Source organism: Mucilaginibacter polytrichastri (assembly GCF_001911425.1).
Taxonomy (GTDB): Bacteria; Bacteroidota; Bacteroidia; order Sphingobacteriales; family Sphingobacteriaceae; genus Mucilaginibacter; species Mucilaginibacter polytrichastri.
Genome location: NZ_MPPL01000001.1, coordinates 2,115,417 through 2,141,717, shown reverse-complemented (window position 1 = coordinate 2,141,717; position 26,301 = coordinate 2,115,417). Strand labels below are relative to the sequence as shown.

The 26,301-nt window shown below is 42.5% G+C and carries 17 protein-coding genes; 6 read left to right on the top strand and 11 right to left on the bottom strand.

From position 1 onward, the window contains the following. Nucleotides 1–36 precede the first annotated feature (36 nt). Nucleotides 37–3,237: a DPP IV N-terminal domain-containing protein gene (locus RG47T_RS09255; RefSeq protein ID WP_074489153.1), complete on the bottom strand. Its 3,201-nt coding sequence runs from the start codon at nt 3,235–3,237 to the stop codon at nt 37–39. A gap of 45 nt (nt 3,238–3,282) precedes the next feature. Then, a complete protein-coding gene (locus RG47T_RS09250; protein ID WP_074489152.1) occupies nt 3,283–5,595 on the bottom strand; it encodes a transglycosylase domain-containing protein in 2,313 nt (770 codons plus the stop codon). Between the two features lie 105 nt (nt 5,596–5,700). Here RG47T_RS09250 and RG47T_RS09245 point away from each other — a divergent pair, with 105 nt between their 5' ends. Then, nucleotides 5,701–6,582 carry a polyphosphate kinase 2 family protein gene (locus RG47T_RS09245; RefSeq protein ID WP_074489151.1) on the top strand — a complete coding sequence of 294 codons (882 nt, stop codon included), beginning with the start codon at nt 5,701–5,703 and terminating at the stop codon, nt 6,580–6,582. Nucleotides 6,583–7,543: 961 nt separating this feature from the next. On the opposite strand, the gene RG47T_RS09240 is transcribed toward RG47T_RS09245, so the two are convergent. The 8 genes from RG47T_RS09240 to RG47T_RS09205 all read right to left on the bottom strand — a co-directional run bounded on the left by RG47T_RS09240 (nt 7,544) and on the right by RG47T_RS09205 (nt 22,101). Continuing rightward, nucleotides 7,544–10,156 carry a GH92 family glycosyl hydrolase gene (locus RG47T_RS09240; RefSeq protein WP_074489150.1) on the bottom strand — a complete coding sequence of 871 codons (2,613 nt, stop codon included), beginning with the start codon at nt 10,154–10,156 and terminating at the stop codon, nt 7,544–7,546. A 95-nt stretch (nt 10,157–10,251) separates the two neighbouring features. Next, nucleotides 10,252–13,392, bottom strand: coding sequence for an efflux RND transporter permease subunit (locus RG47T_RS09235; protein WP_074489149.1), 3,141 nt, complete (start codon nt 13,390–13,392; stop codon nt 10,252–10,254). Nucleotides 13,393–13,447: 55 nt separating this feature from the next. After that, the gene (locus RG47T_RS09230; RefSeq protein WP_245770805.1) at nt 13,448–14,548 is read right to left on the bottom strand and encodes an efflux RND transporter periplasmic adaptor subunit; all 1,101 of its coding nucleotides are present in this window, start codon (nt 14,546–14,548) and stop codon (nt 13,448–13,450) included. 31 nt (nt 14,549–14,579) lie between these two features. After that, on the bottom strand, nt 14,580–15,854 hold the full coding sequence (locus RG47T_RS09225; protein WP_074489147.1) for a TolC family protein: 1,275 nt from the start codon (nt 15,852–15,854) through the stop codon (nt 14,580–14,582). A gap of 80 nt (nt 15,855–15,934) precedes the next feature. Continuing rightward, nucleotides 15,935–17,356, bottom strand: a complete 1,422-nt coding sequence (locus RG47T_RS09220) for an AcvB/VirJ family lysyl-phosphatidylglycerol hydrolase (protein ID WP_083627348.1) — start codon at nt 17,354–17,356, stop codon at nt 15,935–15,937. Between the two features lie 105 nt (nt 17,357–17,461). Beyond that, entirely contained in the window at nt 17,462–20,047 is a 2,586-nt protein-coding gene (locus tag RG47T_RS09215) for a phosphatidylglycerol lysyltransferase domain-containing protein (protein WP_074489146.1), read from the bottom strand. A 74-nt stretch (nt 20,048–20,121) separates the two neighbouring features. Continuing rightward, nucleotides 20,122–20,901 carry an amidohydrolase gene (locus RG47T_RS09210; RefSeq protein WP_074489145.1) on the bottom strand — a complete coding sequence of 260 codons (780 nt, stop codon included), beginning with the start codon at nt 20,899–20,901 and terminating at the stop codon, nt 20,122–20,124. A gap of 54 nt (nt 20,902–20,955) precedes the next feature. Further along, on the bottom strand, nt 20,956–22,101 hold the full coding sequence (locus RG47T_RS09205; protein ID WP_074489144.1) for a methionine aminotransferase: 1,146 nt from the start codon (nt 22,099–22,101) through the stop codon (nt 20,956–20,958). Between the two features lie 81 nt (nt 22,102–22,182). Between RG47T_RS09205 and RG47T_RS09200 the strand changes: the two genes are divergently transcribed. From RG47T_RS09200 to RG47T_RS09180, 5 genes are all read left to right on the top strand, one after another. After that, nucleotides 22,183–23,154: an ABC transporter substrate-binding protein gene (locus tag RG47T_RS09200; protein WP_074489143.1), complete on the top strand. Its 972-nt coding sequence runs from the start codon at nt 22,183–22,185 to the stop codon at nt 23,152–23,154. Beyond that, complete coding sequence (locus RG47T_RS09195; protein ID WP_074489142.1) at nt 23,154–24,026, top strand: ABC transporter permease; 873 nt, start codon at nt 23,154–23,156, stop codon at nt 24,024–24,026. Before RG47T_RS09200 ends, RG47T_RS09195 begins: the two co-directional genes overlap by 1 nt. After that, nucleotides 24,019–24,768, top strand: a complete 750-nt coding sequence (locus RG47T_RS09190; RefSeq protein ID WP_074489141.1) for an ABC transporter ATP-binding protein — start codon at nt 24,019–24,021, stop codon at nt 24,766–24,768. Before RG47T_RS09195 ends, RG47T_RS09190 begins: the two co-directional genes overlap by 8 nt. 43 nt (nt 24,769–24,811) lie before the next feature. Next, on the top strand, nt 24,812–25,084 hold the full coding sequence (locus tag RG47T_RS09185) for a hypothetical protein (protein ID WP_074489140.1): 273 nt from the start codon (nt 24,812–24,814) through the stop codon (nt 25,082–25,084). Between the two features lie 309 nt (nt 25,085–25,393). Further along, nucleotides 25,394–25,915 carry a tetratricopeptide repeat protein gene (locus RG47T_RS09180; RefSeq protein WP_074489139.1) on the top strand — a complete coding sequence of 174 codons (522 nt, stop codon included), beginning with the start codon at nt 25,394–25,396 and terminating at the stop codon, nt 25,913–25,915. A gap of 94 nt (nt 25,916–26,009) precedes the next feature. Here the strand turns inward: RG47T_RS09180 and RG47T_RS26360 are convergent. Beyond that, nucleotides 26,010–26,301: c-type cytochrome (locus tag RG47T_RS26360; protein ID WP_216351029.1), on the bottom strand; the 292-nt coding region annotated here is incomplete at its 5' end.

Genomic DNA, 26,301 nt, shown 5'->3' with positions numbered 1-26,301 from the left:
TACCAGCTGCTCCGCATATTCATGAAATGATATTGTTTACCAGCCAGGGGTAAAGCCTAAGCCAAATACCGGCTTGGTAACATCGTTACGATTAAGCGGATAGGCCAGGTAAGGCTCTAATACAAAATAACCAAATAAATTAATACGTACAGATACGCCTGCGCTTAATGCGGGCACGCGCTGGTTAGTATTGTAAATAGCTTCATTTACGGGCTTACCATTAGCACCCAGCACAGGGTTGCCTGCGGCATCTGTTACCGGGCCATAGCCTATAACATCGGGTGTTTTTTGAAACTTGATCTGGTTGCCTGCATTCCAGGCCAGGCCGGCATCAAAAAACAGGTTAAGTTCTGTAAAAAGGAATTTTGATTTAATTTGAGAGAGTTTCTCGGGACCTGTAAATGGCAGCCTGATCTCAAAATTACCTACAGCAATACGGTTACCGGATAATTGATTTACTGTAAAGCCATTAGAACTAGCCTTGCCGCTGTTGTAAAAGCTATTATACTCATAACCGCGGATAAGGAACGGATAACCAACAAATATGGGATATAACAAGTCCTTGGTATCACCAAGACGCCCATAGCCGTAAAACCTTGCAGCCAGGGTTATGGGCTTTAGCCGTACGTATTTTCTTACATCAATACTTGGTGCAAAATAATGTGCCGAACCAAAATCATATTCGGCCTGTAAGCGGTATCTGTAACCAGTTAAAGGCGATGCAATACCAAAGTAAGAGTTGTCGCCTACCAAAGCTGTATTTAGCTGGAATAGTGTAAAAGGACGCAGGCTTATGCCGTTATTGTATGGATCGGCTTCATATTCCTTACGGGATATGTGGTTTTTGGCTGTAGCTATAGCCTGGTTAGTGGTGGTATCATAATAAGTACTGTACCTGTCTACCCGGTAATAATACCTCGAAATACCGGTGCCAAACTCTATACGGCTTGTTTTTGAGAAGGGATATGAGGTAAATATGGTTGCCTGATCCTGAAATATGCGGATAATATCGTATCGTTCTTCATTTACAGGGATATTTTTGCCTTGATAGTTAAAGGTGGATGGGACAAAATTGTAATTGGCATACTGATAAGGAATATGCGATAAAGACCCGCCAATATTCCACCGGCCTTGCTGGTTGATATAGGCAACCTGTGCGCCAAAATCGTAGATCTGGCCATTAACTGCCGCGCCTGCAAATATTTGATTTCGGCCTAAAATATCACTGAACACACCTTGTATACCGCTTGCCAAACCTGCACCATAAGTACTTACGCCTACACCAACGCCGCTACTGGCCAAGTAGTCGAGCTTAAATTGTGGGCGATATGGGGTATTCTTGATAGAATCTACAGGGATGCGTTGGTAAGCCAGATAATTGTTAAGGTTGGCATTAATAAGATCTACACCTACGGCACGCGGTGGAGGCAACATGGCTGCATCGAAATTAGTAATGCCTGGGTCTACTACAGTGGGTTTAAAATCTGATGCTTTGGCATCGTACAAAGCATATTTCTGTGCACGGTAGTACGAGTAAACAATATCGTCGTTATTAGAGATACTGAGTGCCGGAGAATATTCTGTAATCCCGCTGATACCGGTAAACAGATCCGTCATTTGCTCGGTTTTACCGGTTACCAGTGTATAACGGTACATATTACGGAAACCATCCTTATTGGACAGGAAGTATACCTGTGACCCATCTGCAGAATATTGCGGGTTAAGATTATTGGCACCGTTGAAAATCTTAATATCAGTTACCTTGTGCGTGGCCACATCAATTTCGGCCAGGTTAAAGGTAATTTCCTGGCTTAATCCCTGATCGTAAGTGGTACGGTCTGACGAGAAGATGATTTTTTTACCATCGCGCGAATAGCTGGGCTGGTAGTCTGAATATTTATCGTTGGTAAGCTGCGTAATTTTCCTGGTATCCAGATTGTAAGTATACAAATCGCCCTGACCTTCTGACATTCCCTGGAAAACAATATCCTTACCATTTGGCGACCACGACAGGTTACTGAACTGCTCAGCCTTGTCCATAGAGATATCTTTGAATAAGTGCCCGCTTGGTATGCTTACAATGAGCATGCGGTTACGGCCACCTTTAAACACACTAAAGGCAAACTTTTTCCCGTCCGGCGACCATGCCCCGGCAGATTCGATAAAGTTAAATTCGTCGATATGGGTATTAGATACCTTACTGGTGAGCTTCTTGATGACTCGACCCGTTTTAGCATCTGCAAGGTAGAGATCGACCGTGAAGAGATCCTTTTCTGAAAGAAAGGCCAGGTACTTGCCATCCGGACTAATAGCTGGGGCCACATTCATTTGGCCAGAATTTTTATTATCGATGAGGCGTTTGCCAACAGGAGTTTGAGTTGTATCCTTCAGATAGGGCTTATACGTGGCTTCGATGGAGTTCTTCCAGAGCTTGGATAGTGTTTTATCATCGTAACCAAAAGTTCGCCTGATGCCATATTCCAAGCCGAAACGAGCCGTGTTTTTAAAGAAAGGTACAATAATGGTATCGCCATAAGTAGAACCCAGGAATGACCAAAATGCCTCGCCATATCGGTATGGGAAGTATTTGGTACTTTCGGTAAGATCTTTTACAGTAGGGATATCGTGATTTAGATAAGCATCGCGCATCCACATGGCGGTGTAGGCGTCTTTTTTACCGAGCGAAAGATACTCGGCCATACCCTCTATCATCCATAGGGGCAAATTACCCAGGCTGGCCAGGCTGCTCGAATCGCTGTTTAAAAGCGAATGATATTGAAATGCGTGTACCAGCTCGTGTCCAATTACATGCCGGGTAGTTTGGTTAGTTTCCATCACCGGCATCACCACGCGGTTTTTCAGTCCTTCGGTAACACCACCGGTACCTACACTAATTTCGCCGTCTATAGCTGTTGTTTGTTGGAAATCGGGGTGATTTGCATACAGTATAATTGGATTAGCCTTACGAAAAGTATCCCTGAAAACTTGCTGATGCAGGGTATACCATAACTCACTTTCCTGCGCAAACCGTTTTACGAGGCTATCATTGTTCATGTAATAATAGATCTCGAAATGCGGGGTTTTATAAACCTTAAACTTGAGGTTCTTATACCGAACCTTGTTTTGGCCAAAGTATTGCGCACTGGCTTTATTAGTGCATAATAATACCATTACCAGGCAAAACAAGGCAATAAAGCACCGGCTTAGTTTATTTAACACTGGGTATAGTTTACACATATATCATGGTTAAATTTAACAAATGGGTTTATCAAAAGACATACCCTAATTTTTTATCTCCGGTTCTGTGGTAACGGGCACCGGTACTACTTGTGTGGTATCAACCGGTGCAGACAGTGAATCGGCAGATGTGGTATCAACTGAAATTCTCGGCGACGGGCACATGTATTCCTTGGTGATCTTGCTCCAGGGTTTAGGGAACGGGCCGGGCTGATAGCCGCTTTTGTCATCGGCGTAAACCTTCTCCATAAACCGCCCGAATATTGGCAGGGCTGTGTGTGAGCCTTCGCCGCTTTCGGAGGTGTTAAAGTGTACGCTGCGGTCGTCTGCGCCAACCCAGATCCCTGTTACCAGGTCTTTGGTGATACCCATATACCAGCCATCAACAAAGTCGCTCGAGGTACCGGTTTTGCCGCCAATCTGGTTACTGGCTTTTTTCCAGAGTCCGGGGTATTCCCAAAGCGCTTGCGAAGTACCACCCGGTTCTTCCATACCGCCACGAAACATGTAAAGCATTAGCCATGCTATTTCTTCACTTAATACTTTTTCGGTCTTCAATGTAAACTCTTCTAACAGGCCGCCATTCTGGTCGGTTATCTTAGTTACGAGCAAAGGATCAATTTTGTTGCCTTTGTTTAAAAAAGTACTGTAAGCACGCACCATTTCGAAAACTGATACATCGTTAGACCCCAATGAAACAGAAGGAACAGACTTTAGCGGACTTTCTATGCCGCACTTGTGCGCATATTGTACCACTTTGTCCCAACCTACTTTTTCGGTTAGCTGCGCGGTAATGGAGTTTACAGATTTACCCATAGCCCAGCGTAATGACATTTCGCGGTAGGAGAATTTAAAGTCGGCGTTGTTTGGCGACCAAACATCGGGTTTGCCATTATCCATGTAGCTGATAGAAACCGGTTTATCGGTAAACTTATCGCAAGGGGTGTAGCCGTTATCCAGCGCGGTTAAATAAGCAAAGGGCTTAAATGTAGAACCCGCCTGGCGTTTAGATTGGTTAACGTGGTCGAAGTTAAAGTGCTTGTAATCGATACCGCCCACCCATACTTTAATTTTACCGGTGGTTGGCTCAATGGTCATCATACCGGTATTAAGTATTTTGGCGTAATATTTAATGGAATCGATGCTGGATATGGTGGTGTCGCGTTCGCCGTTCCAGCTAAATACCTTCATTTTTTTAGGCTTCTTAAAATAAGCCTGAATCTGGGTGGTATCGCCTTTATAGCGTTTCTCTAACAGGTCGTATATTGGGAGTTTCTGCTCGGCCTTCAGTACAAAGTCTTTAATTTCCACACCATGTGAATCGCGCCACGGTGCCTTTTTGCCCCAAATGTTATAAAAACGTTTTTGCAACATCTTCATTTTCTCATCTACTGCCTCTTCTGCATATTGCTGCAAGCGCGAATCAATAGTAGTATAAATTTTCAGGCCATCCACATAAAGATCGTAATCATTAGCTTTCAGCCATTTATCCAGCCATTTTTCAACCGCATGGCGGATGTACGAATCTCCTTGCGAATCATTTTCAACAAAGCTGAGGTCGAGGTTTAATGGAGTGTGTGTATTTTCAACAAATGCCGCTTTGGTGATGTAGCCATACTTTTCCATTTGGCCCAATACGGTATTACGCCGCTCTAGTGAACGTGCCGGGTAGCGGATAGGGTTGTATACCGAAGTGCCTTTAAGCATACCGATCAGTGTAGCAGCTTCGGCAGGGGTAACCTCGTTGGGGTTTTTGTTAAAGTATTTAAGAGTAGCGGTTTTTATACCGAACGAATTATTACCAAAAGGCACTGTGTTAAAGTACATGGTTAATATTTGCTGCTTAGTATACAGATGTTCTATTTTAAAAGCAGTAAGCCATTCCTTACATTTATAAACCAAGGTGCGAAACACCGGGATATGTTTAATAAAGCCCTGCGATTTACGCTTACGGGTTGAAAACAAATTCTTGGCCAGTTGTTGTGTAATAGTGCTGCCGCCACGTTTGTCGCCTTTGGCTGTTGCCACCACACTGGTAGCAAAAGAAAAGAAATCGACACCGGAGTGCTTGTAAAAACGTGCATCTTCGGTAGAGATAAGGGCATTGATCAGGTTGGGAGATATGTCTTTAAAAGCAACCGGAGAGCGGTTTTCTTTGAAATAACGACCTAGTAGTTTGCCATCGGCCGAGTAAACCTCGGAAGAAACCGACATAGTAGGGGTTTTAATATCCTGCATATCAGGTGAGTATCCAAACAACCAAAGGAAGTTTATCTCAATAGCACAGAAAAATATAATGATAAAGTAGATGAATATTAAAAAACTACGCAGGAATATATTGTTTATACGTCTGAACATTGGGTAAAGATGTGAATTTAAGCCACTATTTCATAGTGATCAACAAATATTAACAACGTAATCAGAACCACGAAATTTTACTTAAAATACTTAATAAATTTACTAATGGATAATATACAGGAACAATTTAAGATAACCGGCGAAAAAAAGATTTCGTTAAATGATTTTGATACGGCCTACACAGGGCTATATAAAAAAGATGATTCGGAAGAAATACTGGCGGGGTTGATTAAGGAAACCGCTGAGCTGCAAACCAAACTTTATGCGGATAACCGCCATGCGCTGCTCATTATTTTCCAGGCGATGGATGCCGCCGGGAAAGACGGTGCCATTGCGCATACCATGTCGGGCTTGAATCCGCAGGGTTGCCAGGTTTACAGTTTTAAACAGCCCAGCACCGAGGAACTGGATCATGATTTTTTATGGCGGCATTACATAGCCCTGCCAGAGCGAGGCCGAATCGGCATCCACAACCGGTCGCATTATGAGAATGTGCTGATCACAAAAGTTCACCCCGAAATTGTGCTGAACGAACGCATACCCGGTATAGAAAAGGTAGCAGATATTACAGACGATTTTTGGAAAGGCCGCTACAAAAGCATTAAAGACTTTGAAAAACACCTGACCCGTAACGGTACTAAGATTGTTAAGTTTTTCCTCCATTTATCGAAAGAGGAGCAGAAAGAACGTTTCCTGAAACGTTTGGATCATGAGGATAAAAACTGGAAATTCTCATCTGCCGACGTAACCGAACGAACGTATTGGAATGATTACATGAACGCCTACGAAGAAGCCATTAATACTACAGCAACCGAAGATGCACCATGGTACATTATACCGGCTGATAAAAAATGGTTTACACGCATTGCCATCTCTAACGTTATCCTCGAAACACTGAAGGAATTACATCCTAAAGACCCGGTACCAACACCCGAAGAAAAAGAGAAATTTGCCGAAGTAAAAAAGATGCTGGAGAGTGAGAAGTAAAGTAAAGTAAATCCCACATGCTAAGTCGCCGACCTGTCCTGTGGGGTGCTGAAACAAGTTCAGCATGACATTCTTTTATGGTTTATTCACCCGTCATCCCGAACTTGTTTCGGGATCTCACATGCTAAGTCGCCGACCTGTCCTGTAGAGTGCTGAAACAAGTTCAGCAAGACATTCTTTTATGGTTTATTCACCCGTCATCCCGAACTTGTTTCGGGATCCCCCACATGTTAAGTCGCCGACCTGTCCTGTAGGGTGCTGAAACAAGTTCAGCAAGACAATCTTTTATGGTTTATTCACCCATCATCCTGTACTTGTTTCTGGATCCCGTATGCTAAGTCGCCGACCAGTCCTATGGGATGCTGAAACAAGTTCAGCATCCCATACTATTTTTATAATTTATTCACCCGTCATCCTGAACTTGTTTCGGGATCCCACATGCTAAGTCGACGACCTGTCCTGTGGGATGCTGAAACAAGTTCAGCAAGACATTCTTTTATGGTTTATTCACCCGTCATCCTATACTTGTTTCAGCATCCCGTATACTAAGTCGCCGACTTGTCCAGTAGGGTGCTGAAACAAGTTCAGCAAGACATTCTTTTATGGTTTATTCACCCGTCATCCTGAACTTGTTTCGGGATCCCGTATGCTAAGTCGCCGACCTGTCCTGTAGGGTGCTGAAACAAGTTCAGCAAGACATTCTTTTATAGTTTATTCACCCGTCATCCCGAACTTGTTTCGGGATCCCACATGCTAAGTCGACGACCTGTCCTGTGGTGCTGAAACAAGTTCAGCAAGACATTCTTTTATGATTTATTCACCCGTCATCCTGAACTTGTTTCGGGATCCCACATGTTAAGTCGCCAACCTGCCCTTTGGGATGCTAAACAAGCATGACATCATTATATTGACAGACGCGAATATTTGCTGCTAATCTTAATTATATCCTACAATTATAATGCTAGTTGAGCTTTAATTTAAGATCGGCACGCATCATCATGAAACTGCCTGAAATTATAAAGCTGCTTTTACCATCTTTCACAGCAATGGCTTTTATGTTTGTAGTAGTTGAAATTAAAAACGGCTTATTATAAAGTGTAGACGAAGCCGTAGGCGTACTTCCATCCAATGTATAGTAAATTTTAACACCATTCTCCGCACATTTTATCTCCATGCTGAAAGGCTGTTTGAAAGTCTTTTCCGAAGTACTGAAATATGGATTTGCAACAATCAAATCGTCTGTTATTTTAGATGTTGGCCTTTCAAGATCCTGCATAAATAATTGGTTTTGCAATCGGCCAGTAAATACCTCAAATTCACCACCATTAACAATGTCATCATTATTGATGTAAAGCTTATTATAAGCATGTTTAGCCAGATTCATCCCCTGTAGATAAATATTGCCGCGTACCACGCTTGCATTGGCATTGGTGATGGTAAACTTCTTTCCGTTTTCGAGGTTAATTACTGCTTTATCAAACTGGGGTAAGCCTATTTGAAATTGTTGCTGGCCCGGCGCAATATTATACAACCCCAACGCACTCATTACATACCAGGCCGACATCTGCCCGCAGTCTTCATTGCCGGCCAGGCCATCGGGTTTGGTAGTATAAAACTCATTCATGATCTTACTTAAATAAAGCCGTGTTTTATCGGGGTTATCTGTAAAGTTGTACAAATAAGCTATGTGGTGGCTTGGCTCATTACCATGCGCATACTGGCCTATTAAGCCGCTAATGTCATCTTGCTGGCGGCCGGTTAGTTGCTCTGTGGTGGTAAAAAGTTCATCCAGCTTGGCTTCAAATGCTTCTTTGCCGCCCATGTTTTTTATTAAACCTTCCACATCCTGTGGTACAAGAAAGGAGTATTGCCAGGCATTGCCTTCGGTATAATTATTATTTACATCGGTAGCTTTAAAAGGGGCAAACCAGCCGCCGTTGGTGCGGCCTTGTATAAAGCCGTTTTGGTTATTGTAAACGTTTTTCCAGTATTGAGCACGTTTAATAAATTCGTGGTAGTCGGTATCTTTATTCAGCATTTTGGCCATTTGGGCAATGCACCAGTCGTCGTAGGCGTATTCCAGGGTTTTTGATACCGATTCATTTTCATCATCAACCAATACCGCACCATTTTTACGGTACGAATCCAACCCGAACTGGTTGCGGTTTACGGCGGTCTTCATGGCTATAAATGCTTTTTCGGCATCAAAATCTTTAATTCCTTTGGCATAAGCATCCACAATTACGGGGATGGAGTGATTACCTACCATGCAAAAGGTTTCGTTTGATGCCAGCGGCCAAACCGGCAATAAGCCACCCTGGTCATACATCGCCAAAAAGCTTTTAACAAAGTCGAGCGTACGTTTGCGGTCTATCAAAGTTAATAGGGGGTGTTCGGCCCTAAAGGTATCCCATAGAGAAAAAACTGTATAATAAGTAAAGCCCTGCGCGGTATGCACCTGCTGATCCATGCCGCGGTATTGGCCATCTACATCACTGTATACATTTGGGGCCAGCATGGTATGATATAACGCGGTGTAAAATATGGTTTGTTTTTGTTTGGCGTAATCAATTGGCTTTTCATTCTTCTTGTTCTTGGCAGCTATCTTATTAGCGCCATAAGGATTGTAGGTAGCATTTTGTTGCTGCGCTTGCTGCCGGGTATTTGGCGCGCCACCCTCTACCTCAATTTTTGCCAATGCATTTATCCATTCGGTTTTGGCTGCCTTTTGTATCAGTTTAAAATCAAAGTCGGGTACTTCGGCATCCAGATTTTTTAATGCCCCGTTGGTACTAACCGACGAGATGGCCAACTTGGCAATTACCTCTTTAGGGTCATCAAACTGAATATACATTTTTACATTTTTGCCCTGTACCTTTTGCTGCCCTTTTTGTACAGCATCATTTAGTGCAATGCCATAAGTTTTAAACGGCTTAGAAAATTTAGCATAAAAGTATACCGATTGATTTGCTGCCCACCCCTTAGACTGCCTGAAACCACGGATCTCATGGTTGTTCACTACCTCAATCCACGAATCCAGCACTTCGTCGCGGTGCTTCAGGTCAATAATGATATTAGCTTCTGCTGTGCCAGGGAAGGTGTAGCGATGCACACCCACACGGGTAGTTGCGGTAAGCTCTGCATCGATGTTGTATTTTTCTAAATGGGTTTTATAATAACCGGGAGTAGCAATCTCATTTTTCTTCTTAAATACAGAGCAGTATTCTGTATTCAATAATTTTGGTGCTCCCGTTGTAGGCATAAATAATACATCGCAGTAATCTGCAACACCTGTACCGCTTAAGTGCGTGTGCGAGAAGCCATAAACCACTGTATCGGTATAGTGGTAACCAGAGCAGCCATCCCAGCCTTCGAGCCGGGTATCGGGGCTTAATTGTACCATACCAAACGGCACCACAGCGCCAGGGTAGGTGTGCCCATGCCCGCCGGTACCAATAAAAGGATCGACCATTGGGGTATAGTCCTTTTTCTTTTGGGCAAATGCAGTGTTAATATATAGCAAGGCAAGCAGCGTAAAAAACAGCTTACAGATATTGGCTTTTTTAAAATGCATTAATTTGAGTTACAGATAACAAAATGCAAATTAACAAGATTACCGGTAGGTAGCAACAAAAAACGCCCCGCATAATAACGGGGCGTTTTGTTTGTTTATGATTTTTTAATAGCACCTAATTTTGCTAACAGTTTCCTGTTTTCGCGCCTGTGGATCAACCGATGCACAATGGCGTAAATAATAGGGAGTATTAACAACGTTAATATGGTTGAAGTAACCAAACCACCAATAACTACAATAGCCAGTGGTTTCTGTGTCTCTGAACCGATTCCGGTTGATATAGCAGCCGGCATTAAACCGATGGCAGCCATCAATGCGGTCATTACCACCGGGCGAACACGGGAGATTACACCTTCTAATATGGCGGTATCTAATGGCATCCGGGCATCGAGGTTTTTACGGAACACCGAGATCAGAATCACACCGTTTTGGATACAAACCCCAAACAGGGCAATGAAACCGATACCCGCCGAGATACTAAAGTTGATACCTGTAATATGCAGGGCAAGGATACCACCTATTAAAGCGAAAGGCACGTTGAGGATTACCAGTGTGGCATCTTTGGCGTTACCAAAGGTAATGAACAGAATAAGGAAGATAACCAGTAAACAGATTGGCACTACGCGTGACAATGTTTTTGATGCACGAATCTGATTTTCAAACTCACCATTCCAGGTAAAGCTGTAACCTCGATCTAACTTAACCGCGGCACCTACTTTTTGCTGAGCCTCTGCAATGGTACTACCCAAATCGCGGCCACGTACCGAAAATTTAACAGCAATGTAACGCATGTTATTATCGCGGTATATAAACGCAGGGCCTGTTAATGTTTTAATGGTAGAGATCTCCTTGATAGAGATTTTAGAACCATTCAGAGTAGGCACCATCAGGTTTTCGATCTTCTCCTGGGTATCGCGCGAATCTTTCTGATAACGTACACGAATATCAAACTTGCGTTCGCCTTCATATAATTGCGTGGCTGCTTTACCACCAATGGCCATCTCTATAACAGCATTGGCATCGGCAGTAGTTACACCATACAAGGCCATTTTACGCTGATCTAATTCGATCCTGAACTCCGGCTGACCAAGATTACGCAGTACACCTAAATCTTCAACCCCCTGGATTTTTTTCAGTATCGCCATTACAGCATCTGCTTTATGGTCAAGCACCTCAAAATCAGGACCGAATATTTTAACTGCCATTGATGCTGGTACACCCGCAACAGCTTCGGCCACGTTATCACTAATAGGCTGCGAGAAGTTATAAATGATACCCGGATACTTGCTTAGCTTCTTGTACATGTCTGCAATCAGCTCATCCTCGGTAATGTTACGTTTCCACTGTTTGTGCGGTAAAAGATCTACCTGGATCTGTACGTTAAAGAAACCTTTAGGGTCGGTACCGTCATTAGTACGACCAACCTGCGATAGGGTTTGTTTAACTTCGGGATAGGTAGATAAAATCTCGCGCATTTTGTTGGTTACGTTTACCGAACTTTCTAACGAGGTACTCATTGGCAACTGTGCAGTTACCCATAAAGCACCTTCGTTAAGCTGTGGTAAAAACTCTGTACCCAAAAACTTAGCAGAAGCAAAAGTTAGTACCATGATAACCAATGATACGATTAAGCTTAACTTTTGATTTTTATAGGTAAACGTAAACATACGGCGGATACCGTTTTCGAAGAATAACACAACCGGGTTGTGCTTCTCCTTTACGTTCTTGTTCAGCAAGATGCTCGATAGGGCAGGCACCAGTGTTAAGGTAAAAATTAAGGCACCAATTAAGGCAAAACCTAAAGTATAAGCCAGTGGCGAGAACATTTTACCTTCTACCTTTTGGAAGGCAAAAATTGGCACCAAACAGGTAAGGATAATTATTTTGGAGAAGAAGATGGATTTCCCCATTTCTGTACCCACGTTTTTAAACAAGCTGAGTTTAGCCAGTTTGTTAAATTTCTCCATGCCCACCTGGTGTGCTTTATGATCGAGCGCCACGAAGATCCCCTCAACCATTACCACGGCCCCGTCTACAATGATACCAAAATCGACTGCACCCATAGAGAGCAGGTTGGCGCTCATACCTTTTAAGCGTAAACAAATAAAGGCGAACAGTAATGCCAGCGGAATAACCAGTGTTACGGTTAACGTGGTACGCCAGTCGGCCATGAACAGGAACACGATCACGGTTACCAGTATAATACCTTCGCAAAGGTTATGGATCACCGTTTCGGTACAAAAATCCATCAGGTTGGTACGATCATAAAACGTATCGATCTTTACATCCTTTGGCAAAACGTTATCGTTAAGGTCTTTCACCTTATCGCGCACACGTTCCAGCACCTCGGCAGGATTTTCGCCTTTGCGCATTACCACAATACCTTCAATTGCGTCGTTTTCTTTATCGCGGCCTACTTGCCCTAAACGGGGCAGTCCGCTTTCTTTAATTTCGGCAACATCTTTGGCCAGTATCGGCACGTTGTTTACGTTTTTAATAATGATGTTAGAGATCTCATCTGTATTATTAATTAAACCAATACCGCGTACAATGTAAGCCTGGTCGTTCTTCTCAATAATATCGCCGCCTACGTTAATATTACTGCGGTTAATGGCGCTAAATACATCCAGTGAGGTTAATCCGTATTTGCTTAGCAGGGCAGGTTTAACACTTACTTCGTAAGTTTTTTCTTCGCCGCCAAAGCTGTTAACATCGGCCACACCGGGTATGGCTTTAAACTGGCGGTCTAATACCCAATCCTGTATAGCGGTAAGCTCGTGCAGTGATTTGGTATGGCTTTTTAAAGTGTAACGATAAATTTCGCCTGTTGGGCCATAAGGTGGCTCAACTTCCGGCTTAACACCGTCCGGCAAATCTGCATTGCTTAAGCGGCTTAATACCTGCTGGCGGGCAAAGGCATCGTCAACGCCGTCATCAAAAATAATACGGATATAAGACAAACCGAATGAAGAGGTGGTACGCAGATTAGATTTACTCTGTACCGAGTTTAACACGGTCTCCATCGGGATGGTGATCATCTTTTCAACCTCTTCAGCGCTACGTCCCGGCCATTGGGCTATGATGATGATCTGTGTATTGGTAACGTCGGGAAACGTTTCAATAGGTGTATTGCTATAGCTCCATACCCCTAAACCAGCCAGTACTGCCGTCATAAAAAACACGAAGTACCGGTTTTTTAGAGAAAATTGTATGATGCCTTTAATGAATTTATTCATTGCTTCAATTAATCAATAATTAGCGATTAAACTTGATAAAATGCTGTCGAAAATGTTATTCGGCAGTTAACGCGTCATACAGCATCAGCTGATTTTTTGATATCACCAGATCGCCCGGTTTTAAACCAGAGCTGATATAAGAAATATCATCAACGCTTTTAATAACGCTTACTTCGCGCACTTTTAAATCGCATTTGCTGTTGTAAACCACCACATAGTATTTGCTGTTATCAAACACAACTGCCTTAGCCGGTACAGCTACCGCCTGCTGGTTATCACTATTGGAAATAGTTACGCTGGTAAACATTTCAGGCTTTAAAAGCATATCGGGATTAGGTAATACAATTTTAATTTTCATTACCTTATTATCCGGGTCTAACACCGAACTCACTTCGTTAACCTTGCCGGTAAATACCTTACCCGGATAGGCTAGCGTAGTTACTTTAGCTGTGTAACCAGATTTAACCTTGCTGATATCAGACTCGAACACGTTGGCCCAGATCCAAACATCCTGCATGTTAGAGATGGTAAACATGCTGCCGGCGTTATCCTGGCGGATAAAGCTACCCTGGGTAATGTTTTTCTCTACAATGTAACCACTTTGCGGTGCCTTAACAATTAAGGTACCAGATGCGCTGGTGTTACCACCACCGTTAATAGCCAACTGTTGTTTTATTTTGCTGCTTGCTGCTACGGCTTTGTTGTAACCTTCTTTCGCTTCAGTGTAATCACGCTCGCTCGAGATACCGTTCTTGTATAAATATTCTGCCTGTGAAAGCTGACGTTTGGCAATAGCCAGATCGGCATCGGTAGATGTTAAATCGGTATAGTTACCGGCAACATCTGCACTGCGCAAAATAGCCAGTACCTGGCCTTTGGTTACTTTATCGCCCAGGGAAACTTTAACCTGTAAAACCTGTCCGCTAGAAAAAGGGAACACTTTAACTACGTTGTTATCATCAAAAGACACTTCGCCCGAAAGATTCAGTTCATCTTTCATGGTGGCTGTTTTGGCGGTATCAATGGTAATTAATTTGGCCATCGAATCGCTTACACATACCTGTTTGTTTTCAACAGGCGCTTCTGTTTTATGCTTGCATGCTGCCAGCAACGTTAAAGCGGCAAAGCCGGTTACTAACGCTTTTGTTTTCATCATTTATAGTTTGTTGTTATCGAGTTAAAATTTATTACGGTTTAATCACAGTAGTGCCAACGGCGAAGTTGAGGTCGGCGATAGATTTTTGCAGGTTGTATTGCTGCTGCAAAATTTTAAGCTTGGTGTCCTTATAGCTATCAAAAAAATCTATAAACTCCACTAAACTAATCTGACGTTGTTTAAAGCCGGTGGTCATGGCGTTAAACAGCTTGTCATACTGTTCATTAAACTGTATTTGCTGGGTACTAAAAAGCTGCTGGTTTAGTTTGTACTGATTAATGGCTTGCACCACATCATTACGCAGCCTAACCTCGTTATCCTGTAAGGTAGCCTGCTGGCTCATTACATCATACTTGGCCGATTTTATATTGCCCTGGTTACGGTTAAATACGGGTAGGGGAAGGCCTATCTGTAAACCATAATAATTACGGGCATAACTGCTGTTTTTATCGAACGAGCCACCAAGCGTAATATCGGGCGCGGCCATTGCTTTTTGTAAAGCCAGGTTATGGGTTGATGAATTTAACTGGTACTGGTTTGATAAGAAATCGGGGCGGTTGGTTTTTGCCTGGTCAATTAAAGCTACAACATCCAGGTTAACATCCTGCACCGGTTTATCCTGCACAATTGGTAAAACAAACGCGGTTTCCTTTACGTGCAGCAGGGTTTTAAGTTCTGCCTGTAGTTCGTTGATCTGCCTGCTGTTTTCAACCATGTCATTCTCCAACCCAAAAACAAGGGCCTTTAAACGGATCAGGTCTTTCATGGAGGTGTTACCTGCATCAAATGTTTTTTGGGTTACACCTACCAACCCGTTTGCAGCCTTAATTTCATTCTGATAAACGTGGCTCTGCTCAACCAGTGTAGCAACCTGGCCAAAATCGAGCTGCAGATTGTAGCGAAGATTACGCATGAGGTCATTAAAAGCAGCTTCCTGAATTTGAGCATTGTCTTTGGCAACTTGTACTTGCTTGCCACGTTTGCCGGCGGTAGTAAATACCTGACTTAATTGTACAAACACCTGGCCGTAGCCGTTCGAGTGGTCAAATAAACGACGGCTACTACCATCCCAGATGTTTTGATCAGTACTAAGGGTGGGGTTGTCCCAAAGTTTGGCCTGATCGATTAATGCTTTAGTTGATTCTACGTTATACTTTTGCGCAACCAAACTTAAGTTGTTCTGCAGAAATTGCTTTTCGGCATCCTGAAAATTGAGCTTAAGCGTATCTGTCTGTGCTTTAGCGGTTAATGTAGAAAAAAGTGTAAGAGCGGGTAATAAAAAAGTTAGATTTTTTAGTTTTTGCATGTTTCTGATCCCTATTCAACGTTACAAATCTTATAAACAGATATGAATTTTGCATGAAGGAACGAACAAAATCCTTCACTTTATTGCGGAATTACATTTTTATAGATCACATCGAAACTATTTTCGTAATGATGCCCTCCATCTAAAAATACAACTTTACAATTTTGTTTGGGCAGCTCATTAAGCGGTACATCGTCTTCATCTTTACCAAAGAAACAGGTGATCTTAACATCTGTCATTTTCTCAATCTCGGCAGGTACTTTCAGCTCCCGGTCTGACGAACCAAAGTTGAGTAAATCTGAAACATGGACCTCAAAATCTGTATCCTTTGATGGTGATAGCAAACCTACATTATGCACCCGTTTTTTGATAGCCTCGGGCAAACGATTATAAATAAACGGCATCACATCGGCACCGAACGAATATCCCACCAAAACAATATTCTCCTTTTTCCAAAGTGATGAATATTTTTCAATTAACGTTAAAGCATCTTGTGCAGTTTGTTCAGGTGTTTTCTTGTCCCAGAAATATTTTAGAGAATTGAGACCGACAACCGGGATGCCATGTGAAGCAAACTCTGAAGCAATTTGCTGATCGAAGCCCGTCCAGCCGCCATCGCCCGAAATCATTAATACCATATCATTGGCTTGTGCTGTGCCGCCGGCCTCAGTTATTTTAATGGGCAGGTTAATTTTCATGCTCGCTTCGTTTGGCGCAGGGGTTTCCTGTGTTATGGTTAACAAATGGGCGTAGGCTTGTTTAAATTGCGGTACCCAGTTTTTGTCTACGGTGTAACCATGCCCAACTTTGGGTAAGGACACCACCTCGGCATGCGGTACTTTTTTTAGAAATGCAACAGTTGAGGCATAATCGCAAATCTGATCTGCAGTGCCTTGCATTGAGATAAAGGGCGCGCTCAAGTTACTCACCGGACCAATATCATAGCCTTTATTATCATTCCGCTTAATACATTCAAACTTGCCCGAACCTTTACATAGTGGTTTCTTAATATCCAGATCGGGGCAAAAACCTAGTGCAATAGCCCCTCTGAATGTATTTTGCGGTGCTTGTGCCAGCAAACCGTAAACCAATGTAGCACCGGATGAATAGCCCAACAGAACAGGAGTAAAGTAAGTTTTGTAACCCATTTCCTTTTGTACAAACTGGCTCATTTCTTCAAAATCTGCAGCCGGGTACAAGCACTCAGCTTTATTTTCGCGCATGTATTTAAGAACGTGGCGTACATCTACACCAATTATTAAAGTATTTGGCGTTTTGATTTTTAGAGCGATGCCTTCAATACCCTCATTCCAGCCGCCATCTCCAGATACACAAATAATTACATTATTTACTTGTTGGGTAGGTTTATATAAATGCATATAGCCAAAGCCACTATAATGAATAGAGTCTTTGCTGGATATTTGAGCTTGGGTAGAAGAAACAATTGTTACCAATAAACCAATCAGAATGTATAAGGCGATAATTTTCAAATCAAATTTCATATTATAATAAAGAAATTTGTCATTGCGAGGTACGAAGCAATCTCGTCGTAGATAAATGCGACGCGATTGCCACGCTATCGCTCGCAATGACAAGTGTGTGTAAAATCACGGTTTCATTACTTTTGATATAGCCATTGGCAACTGCAACAGATCGTAAGAGTTTTCATATACCAGGTATTTATTGCGCCATAGTGGATCGAACTTCTCCTTAAAATCGCGCAGGCCTCGATAATGTCTAAACTGCTGGATTTTTTCGTAGGCAAACTTTATGGTGCGCTCGGGCAAATCGCGGGCTTTTTCAATACCAGACATAGGGGCAAGGCCCATATTTAAATACTGGTAACCTTTGCCTTTGCAATAGTTAATCAATTCTATGATCAGTACATCCATGTTGCCACCCGGTGCATCGGCTGTTTTACGGATCAGATCGTAGGTGGCCTCGCCCGGGGCATAGTCTGGTATTACGTTTAAAAACGCCAATACTTTCTCGTCATCATTCTCTAAGGTGATGATAGGCTGATGTTTCAACTGATCCCAATCAAACATTCCTTGCGAAAATACCAGTTCTTCACGGTCCATACTTTTTAGCCATTCGTCGCTTACCAGTTTAAGTTTCTGCAACAGGCCTTCCTTAATGGGCGCTTCATATATTTTGGTGATAAAGCCTTTTTTCTGCATACTGTTAACCGCATTGCGCATCGACTTTCGGTCTTTGCCCTCCAGCGAAAAGGTGTTGAGATCAAGTATTGCTTCCTGACCAATTACCATCCATTTTTTACCCAGGTAACCGAACAGATCGAGGCTTAAACTATCTACACGATAGTAGGCTGGCTTAATACCCTGCTGCTGACAAAAACGTTCGAACTCGCGCAATATGTCAGACTTAACACTCATATTGTCTTCGCAAACAGGCTCTTCCAGTACAATGGCAAAATTATTGGCTACCCGGTATGCCAGAAAACCTTCGTGTTCTTCAGAAAAGAAGAAGAGTTTATCGGCATAGGTTTTAAAATAATCAACCGGCGAATTACCGTATTTCTCTAAAAGTTTATTCGCGTTATTTAGCTCACTCTCATCAATCTCGCGTTCTAAAAAGTAGGGTTTAATAAAAGCGTAGAATACTAAGGCAATAGCAGCCACGCCAAACAGGTTAATAGAATATAAAAAGGAGCGTGCAAACCTGGTGTGTGGTATTAAGCCGGCCGAGTTAAGCAGAATAAAATTATCGAATGTGCTGCGTACAGAGGCTGCCAATGAAAAATCAATATCAAAATGTTGCTTATCAAGGTAATAAAAACCTACAATACCATAAATGGTAACGGCAGCAAAGATCCAGAGTGCGGCACCCAGGCTCAGGCTTTGCAGATTTCTGTTGGTACGGATATAATACTGACGCTGGGTGAGTAAAAGCGCAATCATAACAAATAGTGCAATCAGCGATTCTTCATAATCAAAAGCCTTGGTAATGTGTCCCACTAGTGAAAACATGCATAATCCCAATGCAAAATACCAGGCATTACGCAAACCCCTGATTAAAAACGCGGAGGTGATAATTAGCAATATCCCGATGATTAATACCAGAAAATTAGAGATATAAATAGTTTGTATCGGAAAGAATTCGCTCAATAACTTTACGCGCGATTTAATAGCCGGGGTAGAAACTGAAATAATATTAACCATCCCCAAACCAAATAATAACACTGCAGGAAATATCCGTAGAAAAATATTGCCCTTGTTAAATATAAAGCTGAATATGCCTGCTACCAGTGGCAACCAAAACTCGAACAAACGATATAGTAAGGTAATGGCAGCAGCTTCGGTAATGTTAAAGCCGCCATACTGTTTTAAAAACAAGGTGAGTGAGAGTTCAATAGCCCCCATTCCTCGTAAAAAAGGCGAAATGATGAGGAATAGGGTAGCAATGATATAACCTACTGCAGCGGCTTCGAATGATGGCACCTTGCCAATAGCTGCCATGGCGATCATCAGGTGGGCAATGCCCATAAACTCGATAAGCAGCGAGATTAATACCGTTTGGATAAATGCTTTATAGGAGAACTTATCGGCCATGATCTCATTCCAAACCAGTTCAATCTCGGGGCTAAGTCTAATAACCAGCCTGAATATTAATCCTCGTTTTAATAATGACCAAGTGGCCCATCCCAGTATAATAATAAGGACACCTACACTGCCAAAAGCCCACATTTCGCCGGCGAATTGCTGGTTGGTAATAATAAGCCACAGCATAACCGGTATAGCTACCACAAACACTGTAAAAATGCCTACAAAGCCATATATATAAGAAGCAAAATTGATGCGACTTTTGCTGATGTGCTGCTGCTCAATTTCTTTGGTAAAAAAGGCCAGCGAGGTAACCCCGCCGCCCGGCAAAAAAACACTGATGAGGTTGCGTTTCAAAAAAAGCTTAACGCCATCCCAAAGCCTGATTTTTGCGCCTACCGTACGAAAGCTGTAAACATACATATACGCCTGGGTGGCAATATATAACAAGGTAACAGCAAGGCCAATTAGTATCCAGTTAAATTCTGATCCCCTTAACACACTGCCAATATGCTTAAGCTCGTATGATTGGTGGCGGATAAAATAAACGGCAAAAAGCAGGAACAGAAACCCGAGGATCTCTTTAAAATAGTAGTTCTTGTTTTTTAAGTTCAACTGATAGCTCTTCATCTTTAACATTCCCTAATTCACAGATGCAATTTTCAAGAACCGGGATGAAGTTAAAGTGAAGTTCAGCTAAATCATCATCCTTGCAGCGTAAACGCATCGGCATCCTTTAAAAAAGGAAAGTACCGGCGGGCCTTAATTACTTCTTCGGCCAGTATCGAAAACGTATAAACATCTTCTTCGTCCCTTTTGTAATATACAACATTACCGGCCGGATCAATACAGGTAGAATCGCCCGAATGGTAAACCTCGTTACCATCATGGCCTACACGGTTAACACCTATAACATATGCAAGGTTTTCAATTGCCCGGGCAGATATTAAAGTGCGCCAGTGCAATGAGCGTCTTTCGGGCCAGTTAGCCACTACAATCAGCAGGTCATATTCGGCATCTACATTGCGCAGCCACACCGGGAAACGCAGATCATAACAAATTACGGGACAAATCTTCCAGCCGTTTAGTTCAACTATCAGTTTATCTCGGCCTGCTGTGTAAGTATCCTCTTCTTTAGCCATGGTAAACAGATGGCGTTTATCATATTGGGCGTACGTGCCATCGGGGCGCATCCATATCAGCCGGTTATAATAATGGCCGGCTTCTTCTATAATGAGGCTCCCAGTCACTACAGCGCCAAATTTATGGGCGGTTTCCTGCATCCATTGCATAGATTTACCATACATGGGTTCTGCCAGTTTTTCGGCGTTCATAGAATAGCCGGTAGTAAACATTTCGGGCAAAATAATCAGATCTGTTTTTTCGCGGATCCCTGCTAAGCGCAGTGCTATATTTTGTAAATTCTTATCAATGTTTTCCCAAAAAAGATGTCCTTGAAAAACGGTAATTTTAAGGTTCTCCATAAATTTTTATTAGAGCTTATAAATTATATTTTTAGGTGATTTTATGGCTAAAGTTTACAACTTTACTAATCTATCAACGGCTTTATCCAGTGTTTCTTGCTTTTTCGCAAAACAAAAACGTAATATCTGGTGGTCTGTACCCCGCGAATAGAAGGCTGAAACAGGTATGGCAGCTACGCCGGTTTCCCTGGTAATACGCATGGCAAAGTCGCTATCTTTCTCATCTGCTATGTTTTGGTAGCGTACCGATTGAAAGTATGAACCACTGCAAGGCAATAACTCAAACCTGGTTTGTTTTAGTCCTTCTCTAAAGTGATCGCGCTTTTGCTGAAAGAAATCGGGCAGGCTTAAATAAATATTTTCATCTTTCAGGTATTCGGCAGCAGCTACCTGCATCGGTGTATTTACACTGAACACATTAAACTGGTGAATTTTTCTAAACTCCTGCATTAAATAAGCAGGGGCCATGCAATAACCAATTTTCCAGCCGGTGGTATGAAACAGTTTACCAAATGATGCCACAATAAAACTGCGCTGCTGCAATTCGGGATAGCGGGCCATACTTAAATGCTGCTGACCATCGAACACTAAATGCTCGTAAACCTCATCACTCAGAATAATGATGTCGCGGTTGGTTACAATGTCGTTCAGTTGCTTAATATCCTCTGCATCCAAAATGGTAGCCGTAGGGTTGTGCGGCGAATTTAAAATGATCATCCGCGTACGGTTGCTGATCAACTTTTTCACCATATCCCATTGAATCTTATAATCGGGCGGGTGCAATTCTAATGATTTTACAATACCACCCATTAATTTAATAGTAGGGGCATAGCAATCATAAGCCGGTTCGAAAATGATAACCTCGTCATTAGGGTGAATAACTGCGCTGATGGCCGTAAATATAGCCTGTGTGCCGCCTGCGGTTATGGTGATCTCGCTATCGGGATTGTAGGTTGCACCATATAGCTTTTCGGTTTTCTGGCTGATCTGCTCGCGTAACGAAAGCAGGCCCGGCATAGGCGCGTATTGGTTGTGACCGTCTTGCATTGCCTTGTTTACCAGGTCTGTTAGTACTGGCGAACATTCATAGTCCGGGAAACCTTGCGATAGATTAATGGCGCCAACTTCGTTAGCCAAGGCCGACATTACCGAGAAGATAGTGGTGGGCGTTTGCGGTAGTTTTGAAATTATTGGTATCATGTAATTGCCAAATTAACGTAAAAAAGGGTAGTAAGTGTATAATTATAAACCTTATGTTTCTTAAATGTTTAATTTAGTGACATGAAGCATATTTTTAAGTTAACTGCATTTTTGTTGCTTTTTGGCTTGGTTTCCTGTCAGCAAAAGCAAACTAATGGGGTGCCTGTTGTAGGTTTTGTTGATGCCTTTGAAGATGCGACCATAGCACAGGCAAGGGTTGGTTTTACCGATGCCCTAAAGCAAAACGGCTTTAGCGAAGACAAAAAAACGGTAGTAATTAAATACAGTAACGCCGAAGGCAGTATCCCTACCTTAACGCAAATTGTTAACCAGTTTGTAAGTAATAAAGTTGACTTGCTGGCTACCTGCACTACTTTAGCATCGGTAACGGCTTCACAAAAAACTAAGACCATCCCCATTTTTATGATGGTTTCGCCTACGCCGGCAAGGGCGCATTTAATTGGTGCCGATGGTAAAGCTCCGGCCAATTTGTTCGGTGCGGTTGAAGATCTGCCATACATCGATACCTCATTTGCCTTGATCCCTAAAATACTGAAGCCAAAAGCCGGCAAGCTGGTGGTGGGGATGATCTATAACCAGTCTGAACCACAATCTGCCGATGCGCTGGCACGGATTCAATCGCTTGCAAAAGGCTTAAATATAACTATTGTTGCCCTGCCGTTAAACTCGTCTGCCGATGCTCAACTGGTTACACAATCATTGTTAAGCAAAAACATTGATGCCTTTTTTGCCAACCCGGATAATACCGTTTTTGCATCCTTCGAAACTATTTTGAAAAGCTGTAACCAAAAGAATGTACCCATTTTTACCAGCGAAGCGGGTTTGGTAAAGCGCGGCGCTGTTGCCGCCTTTGGTGCCGATATTTACCAATGGGGATTCCAGGCAGGCTTACAGGCGGCACAATATTTAAAAACGCACTCAGCCGCTGGCTTAAAACCAGAGATGGTGAAGATCCGTAAGCGGGTATATAATGTGGCTGTGGCGCAAAAGTATCATTTAACTATCCCTACAAATTTCCAGGCTATTAAATAATGGATTTCTACCTTACCGCTTTATTGCAGGGTTTATGCCTGTCGGCCATTGCGCTGGGGGTATACCTGTCGATGAAGATTTTTAACATCCCAGACATTACTACCGATGGCAGTTATACATTGGGTGGTGTGGTTACCGCCACCATGCTTACCCACCAGCAGTCATTATGGCTAACCATCCCGGCTGTATTGGTTATTGGCGGTATTGCGGGTGCTGTAACTGGATTGATCCATACTAAGCTTAAAATAAACGCGCTGTTAGCAGGCATCCTGGTGATGACGGCTTTGTATTCTGTTAATCTAAAAATCCTTGGCCGTTCAAACGTGCCCTTGTTGAATACAGCGTCTATCTTTAATTGGCTAAATATTACCGCCGATCCTAACCAGAATAGTTTGGTCATCTTATTAATCGTAGTAATTTTACTAGTTGCAGTAATAGGCTACCTGCTTAAAACAGATTTCGGTATAGCCATGCGCGCCACGGGCGACAGCGAGCAGATGATCCGTGCCATGGGAGTAAACACCGACCGGATGAAGATAACCGGACTGGCTTTGGCCAACGGCCTAACAGCCTTGAGCGGTTTCATGATGACCCAGTTTCAGGGATTTGCTGATATTAACATGGGGATAGGTATCGTAATTACCGGCCTGGGTTCGGTTATCATTGCCGAAACGTTGATTAACTGGCTGCGCATTACTTCTGTAGTGTGGAGCTTAATACTGGTTGTGGGTGGGGCTATCGTATTTCAAATGGTATTGGCCGTTACATTAAGTATCGGGGTTGATGCCAACCTGTTGAAATTGGTAACCGCTGTATTTGTGTTATTAATTGTGAGTTTACCACGTTTATCATTCAGGAGGCAGCATGATTAAGATTAGTGAAGTTTATAAAACCTACAATGAGGGCCAGGTTAGCGAGGTTAAAGCACTCAACGGCATTAATCTCAATATTGCCGAAGGAGATTACACAGTAATTGTAGGCTCAAATGGTTCGGGGAAATCTACACTGCTGAATATTATTGCAGGCAGTGTGCTTCCAACATCGGGCACCATTATGCTGGATAACGAAAATATTACCAAACTGCCGGATCATCAACGTAGCAAATGGCTGGCGCGTGTATTTCAGAATCCATTAAGCGGCACTGCTTCGGGGTTGAGTATTATCGATAATTTTAGGCTCGCTGCCATCCGTACCCAACCCAAGGGGCTTAAAATTGGCATCAGCGACCATTTTGCCCAACAGGTGAAGGATAAAATAGCCACACTTGGCCTGGGTTTAGAAGATAAGATCAATCAGCAAATGGGGACATTATCTGGTGGTCAACGCCAAGCTTTAACCCTATTAATGAGTGTGATGGACAGTTGCAAAGTGATATTGCTGGACGAGCCTACTGCTGCGCTCGACCCGCGATCGGCCAATATCGTGATGCAAACTGCAGACAAGATTGTAAAAGAATTTAACCTGACAGCAATACTGATTACGCACAATTTAAAAGACGCTTACACCTACGGTAACCGCCTGATACAAATGGGAGAGGGCCAACTAATGCGCGATTTAAATACTGCAGAGAAAGAAAAGTTACAGCAAAACCAATTATTTGAGTGGTTTAGTTAGCCTATAAAATTAATGGCAAAGTAATTGTATAGGACTAATTACTATGAAAAACATTAATTTTAACGAAATAAAAGACGCTTACCAGCTGGTAGAAGGCGCGAAGATAAAAGGCAAAAATTATGAAGAGATCTTCGAACTTGGCGCTTACGATGCCAACAAACGTGGGTACACCCTTTACCCGTTTGAAGATGGTGTAAGGTTTGAAGATTTTTGTGTCATCGTATCAGAACGTGAGCTTAAATCTAATTACGTAATAGAAGGCGTAAACGTAAATATTCCGTTGGTAGAACAACAATCAGCACGCTTATCAGCGTAAGCGATTTGTGTCCATAGATAATATGCATATGCAGTTTCACTTTGTATGCATATTATCATCTTTTAACAACAAATTTTGAAGCTATAGTTTAATTGCTTAAATTGCATAAGCTTTAAAAAATATGTTGTACAGAAAACTCCAATCCATCATTACCCGCAAGCAGCCGTTATCCGGTATGCCCGGTAATGTTTAGCTATTCGATAGCCACATTAGCCCTTGGTAAGGGGCGCTTTTCATCCACATACTTTATTGTTTTATTTATGATCGCCTTGTTTAAAATAAAGACGATCGAAGGATTTTTTATTTACTATGGACACTTACTATAACATCGAAGAGAAATATCTCCTGGCGGTTGAAGAACTGAAATACGGAGAAACTCCCAAAAGTTTGCAGTTACTCAATGAGATCATCATTAACGATCCGCTACATGCGCGCGCGCACTTTCAATTAGGCAAAATTTACTATTACGATTTAAACGACTATAATACCGCAGGTTTTCACTTTAAAACATCAAACGAACTGGAACCTAATTTCCCGGACGTTTATTTTCATTACATGCACCTGCTGCAGTTTTTGCAGATGGAAAAGCAGTTTGAAGTTGTAAAGGCTAAAGCCATGATTATACCCGGCGTTAACCTGGCTTCCATTTATATACTGGCCGGACTAATAGACGAACGACATAAAAATTGGGCTGCGGCTACCGACAACTATCATCGCGCTTTTTTAGAAGTAACTGATAAATTATTGAAAGAAGAGATTGAAGACAGCCTTAAACGCATTAGCCAAAAGGTTAGAAAATCTCAGGGTTACACTTATACGGTTATTGATTGAGAGTCAAGAATCGACAACCAAGAGACAAGATTAAAACAAGAAAGGCTTTCCAAAACAGAGAGCCTTTCTTGTTAAATGAGTAAATCCGAAATAATTATTTCTTGCCTCTCAAAGCCTTTACCTCACTTACCTTAACAGCACTGGCCTTATTAGTAAAGCTGTTACGTACATAAGTTAGTACATCGGCCACTTCCTGGTCTTTAAGTATATCGAAGGAGGGCATGGTGTTAGAGTAACTCTCACCGTTGATATCCACATCTTCACTAAAGCCATTCAGCACAATTTTAATTATTTTGGCTTTTTCCCCTAAAACGTATGTTGTTTTAATTAAAGGTGGGTTCATGCGCTGTACACCACCACCATCAACCTGGTGGCATGATACGCAA

Bases quoted from the DNA above. Each gene is read 5' to 3' on its own strand.
- RG47T_RS09255 (WP_074489153.1), bottom strand. From the start codon at position 3,237: ATGTGTAAACTATACCCAGTGTTAAATAAACTAAGCCGGTGCTTTATT.
- RG47T_RS09250 (WP_074489152.1), bottom strand. From the start codon at position 5,595: ATGTTCAGACGTATAAACAATATATTCCTGCGTAGTTTTTTAATATTC.
- RG47T_RS09245 (WP_074489151.1), top strand. From the start codon at position 5,701: ATGGATAATATACAGGAACAATTTAAGATAACCGGCGAAAAAAAGATT.
- RG47T_RS09240 (WP_074489150.1), bottom strand. From the start codon at position 10,156: ATGCATTTTAAAAAAGCCAATATCTGTAAGCTGTTTTTTACGCTGCTT.
- RG47T_RS09235 (WP_074489149.1), bottom strand. From the start codon at position 13,392: ATGAATAAATTCATTAAAGGCATCATACAATTTTCTCTAAAAAACCGG.
- RG47T_RS09230 (WP_245770805.1), bottom strand. From the start codon at position 14,548: ATGATGAAAACAAAAGCGTTAGTAACCGGCTTTGCCGCTTTAACGTTG.
- RG47T_RS09225 (WP_074489147.1), bottom strand. From the start codon at position 15,854: ATGCAAAAACTAAAAAATCTAACTTTTTTATTACCCGCTCTTACACTT.
- RG47T_RS09220 (WP_083627348.1), bottom strand. From the start codon at position 17,356: ATGAAATTTGATTTGAAAATTATCGCCTTATACATTCTGATTGGTTTA.
- RG47T_RS09215 (WP_074489146.1), bottom strand. From the start codon at position 20,047: ATGAAGAGCTATCAGTTGAACTTAAAAAACAAGAACTACTATTTTAAA.
- RG47T_RS09210 (WP_074489145.1), bottom strand. From the start codon at position 20,901: ATGGAGAACCTTAAAATTACCGTTTTTCAAGGACATCTTTTTTGGGAA.
- RG47T_RS09205 (WP_074489144.1), bottom strand. From the start codon at position 22,101: ATGATACCAATAATTTCAAAACTACCGCAAACGCCCACCACTATCTTC.
- RG47T_RS09200 (WP_074489143.1), top strand. From the start codon at position 22,183: ATGAAGCATATTTTTAAGTTAACTGCATTTTTGTTGCTTTTTGGCTTG.
- RG47T_RS09195 (WP_074489142.1), top strand. From the start codon at position 23,154: ATGGATTTCTACCTTACCGCTTTATTGCAGGGTTTATGCCTGTCGGCC.
- RG47T_RS09190 (WP_074489141.1), top strand. From the start codon at position 24,019: ATGATTAAGATTAGTGAAGTTTATAAAACCTACAATGAGGGCCAGGTT.
- RG47T_RS09185 (WP_074489140.1), top strand. From the start codon at position 24,812: ATGAAAAACATTAATTTTAACGAAATAAAAGACGCTTACCAGCTGGTA.
- RG47T_RS09180 (WP_074489139.1), top strand. From the start codon at position 25,394: ATGGACACTTACTATAACATCGAAGAGAAATATCTCCTGGCGGTTGAA.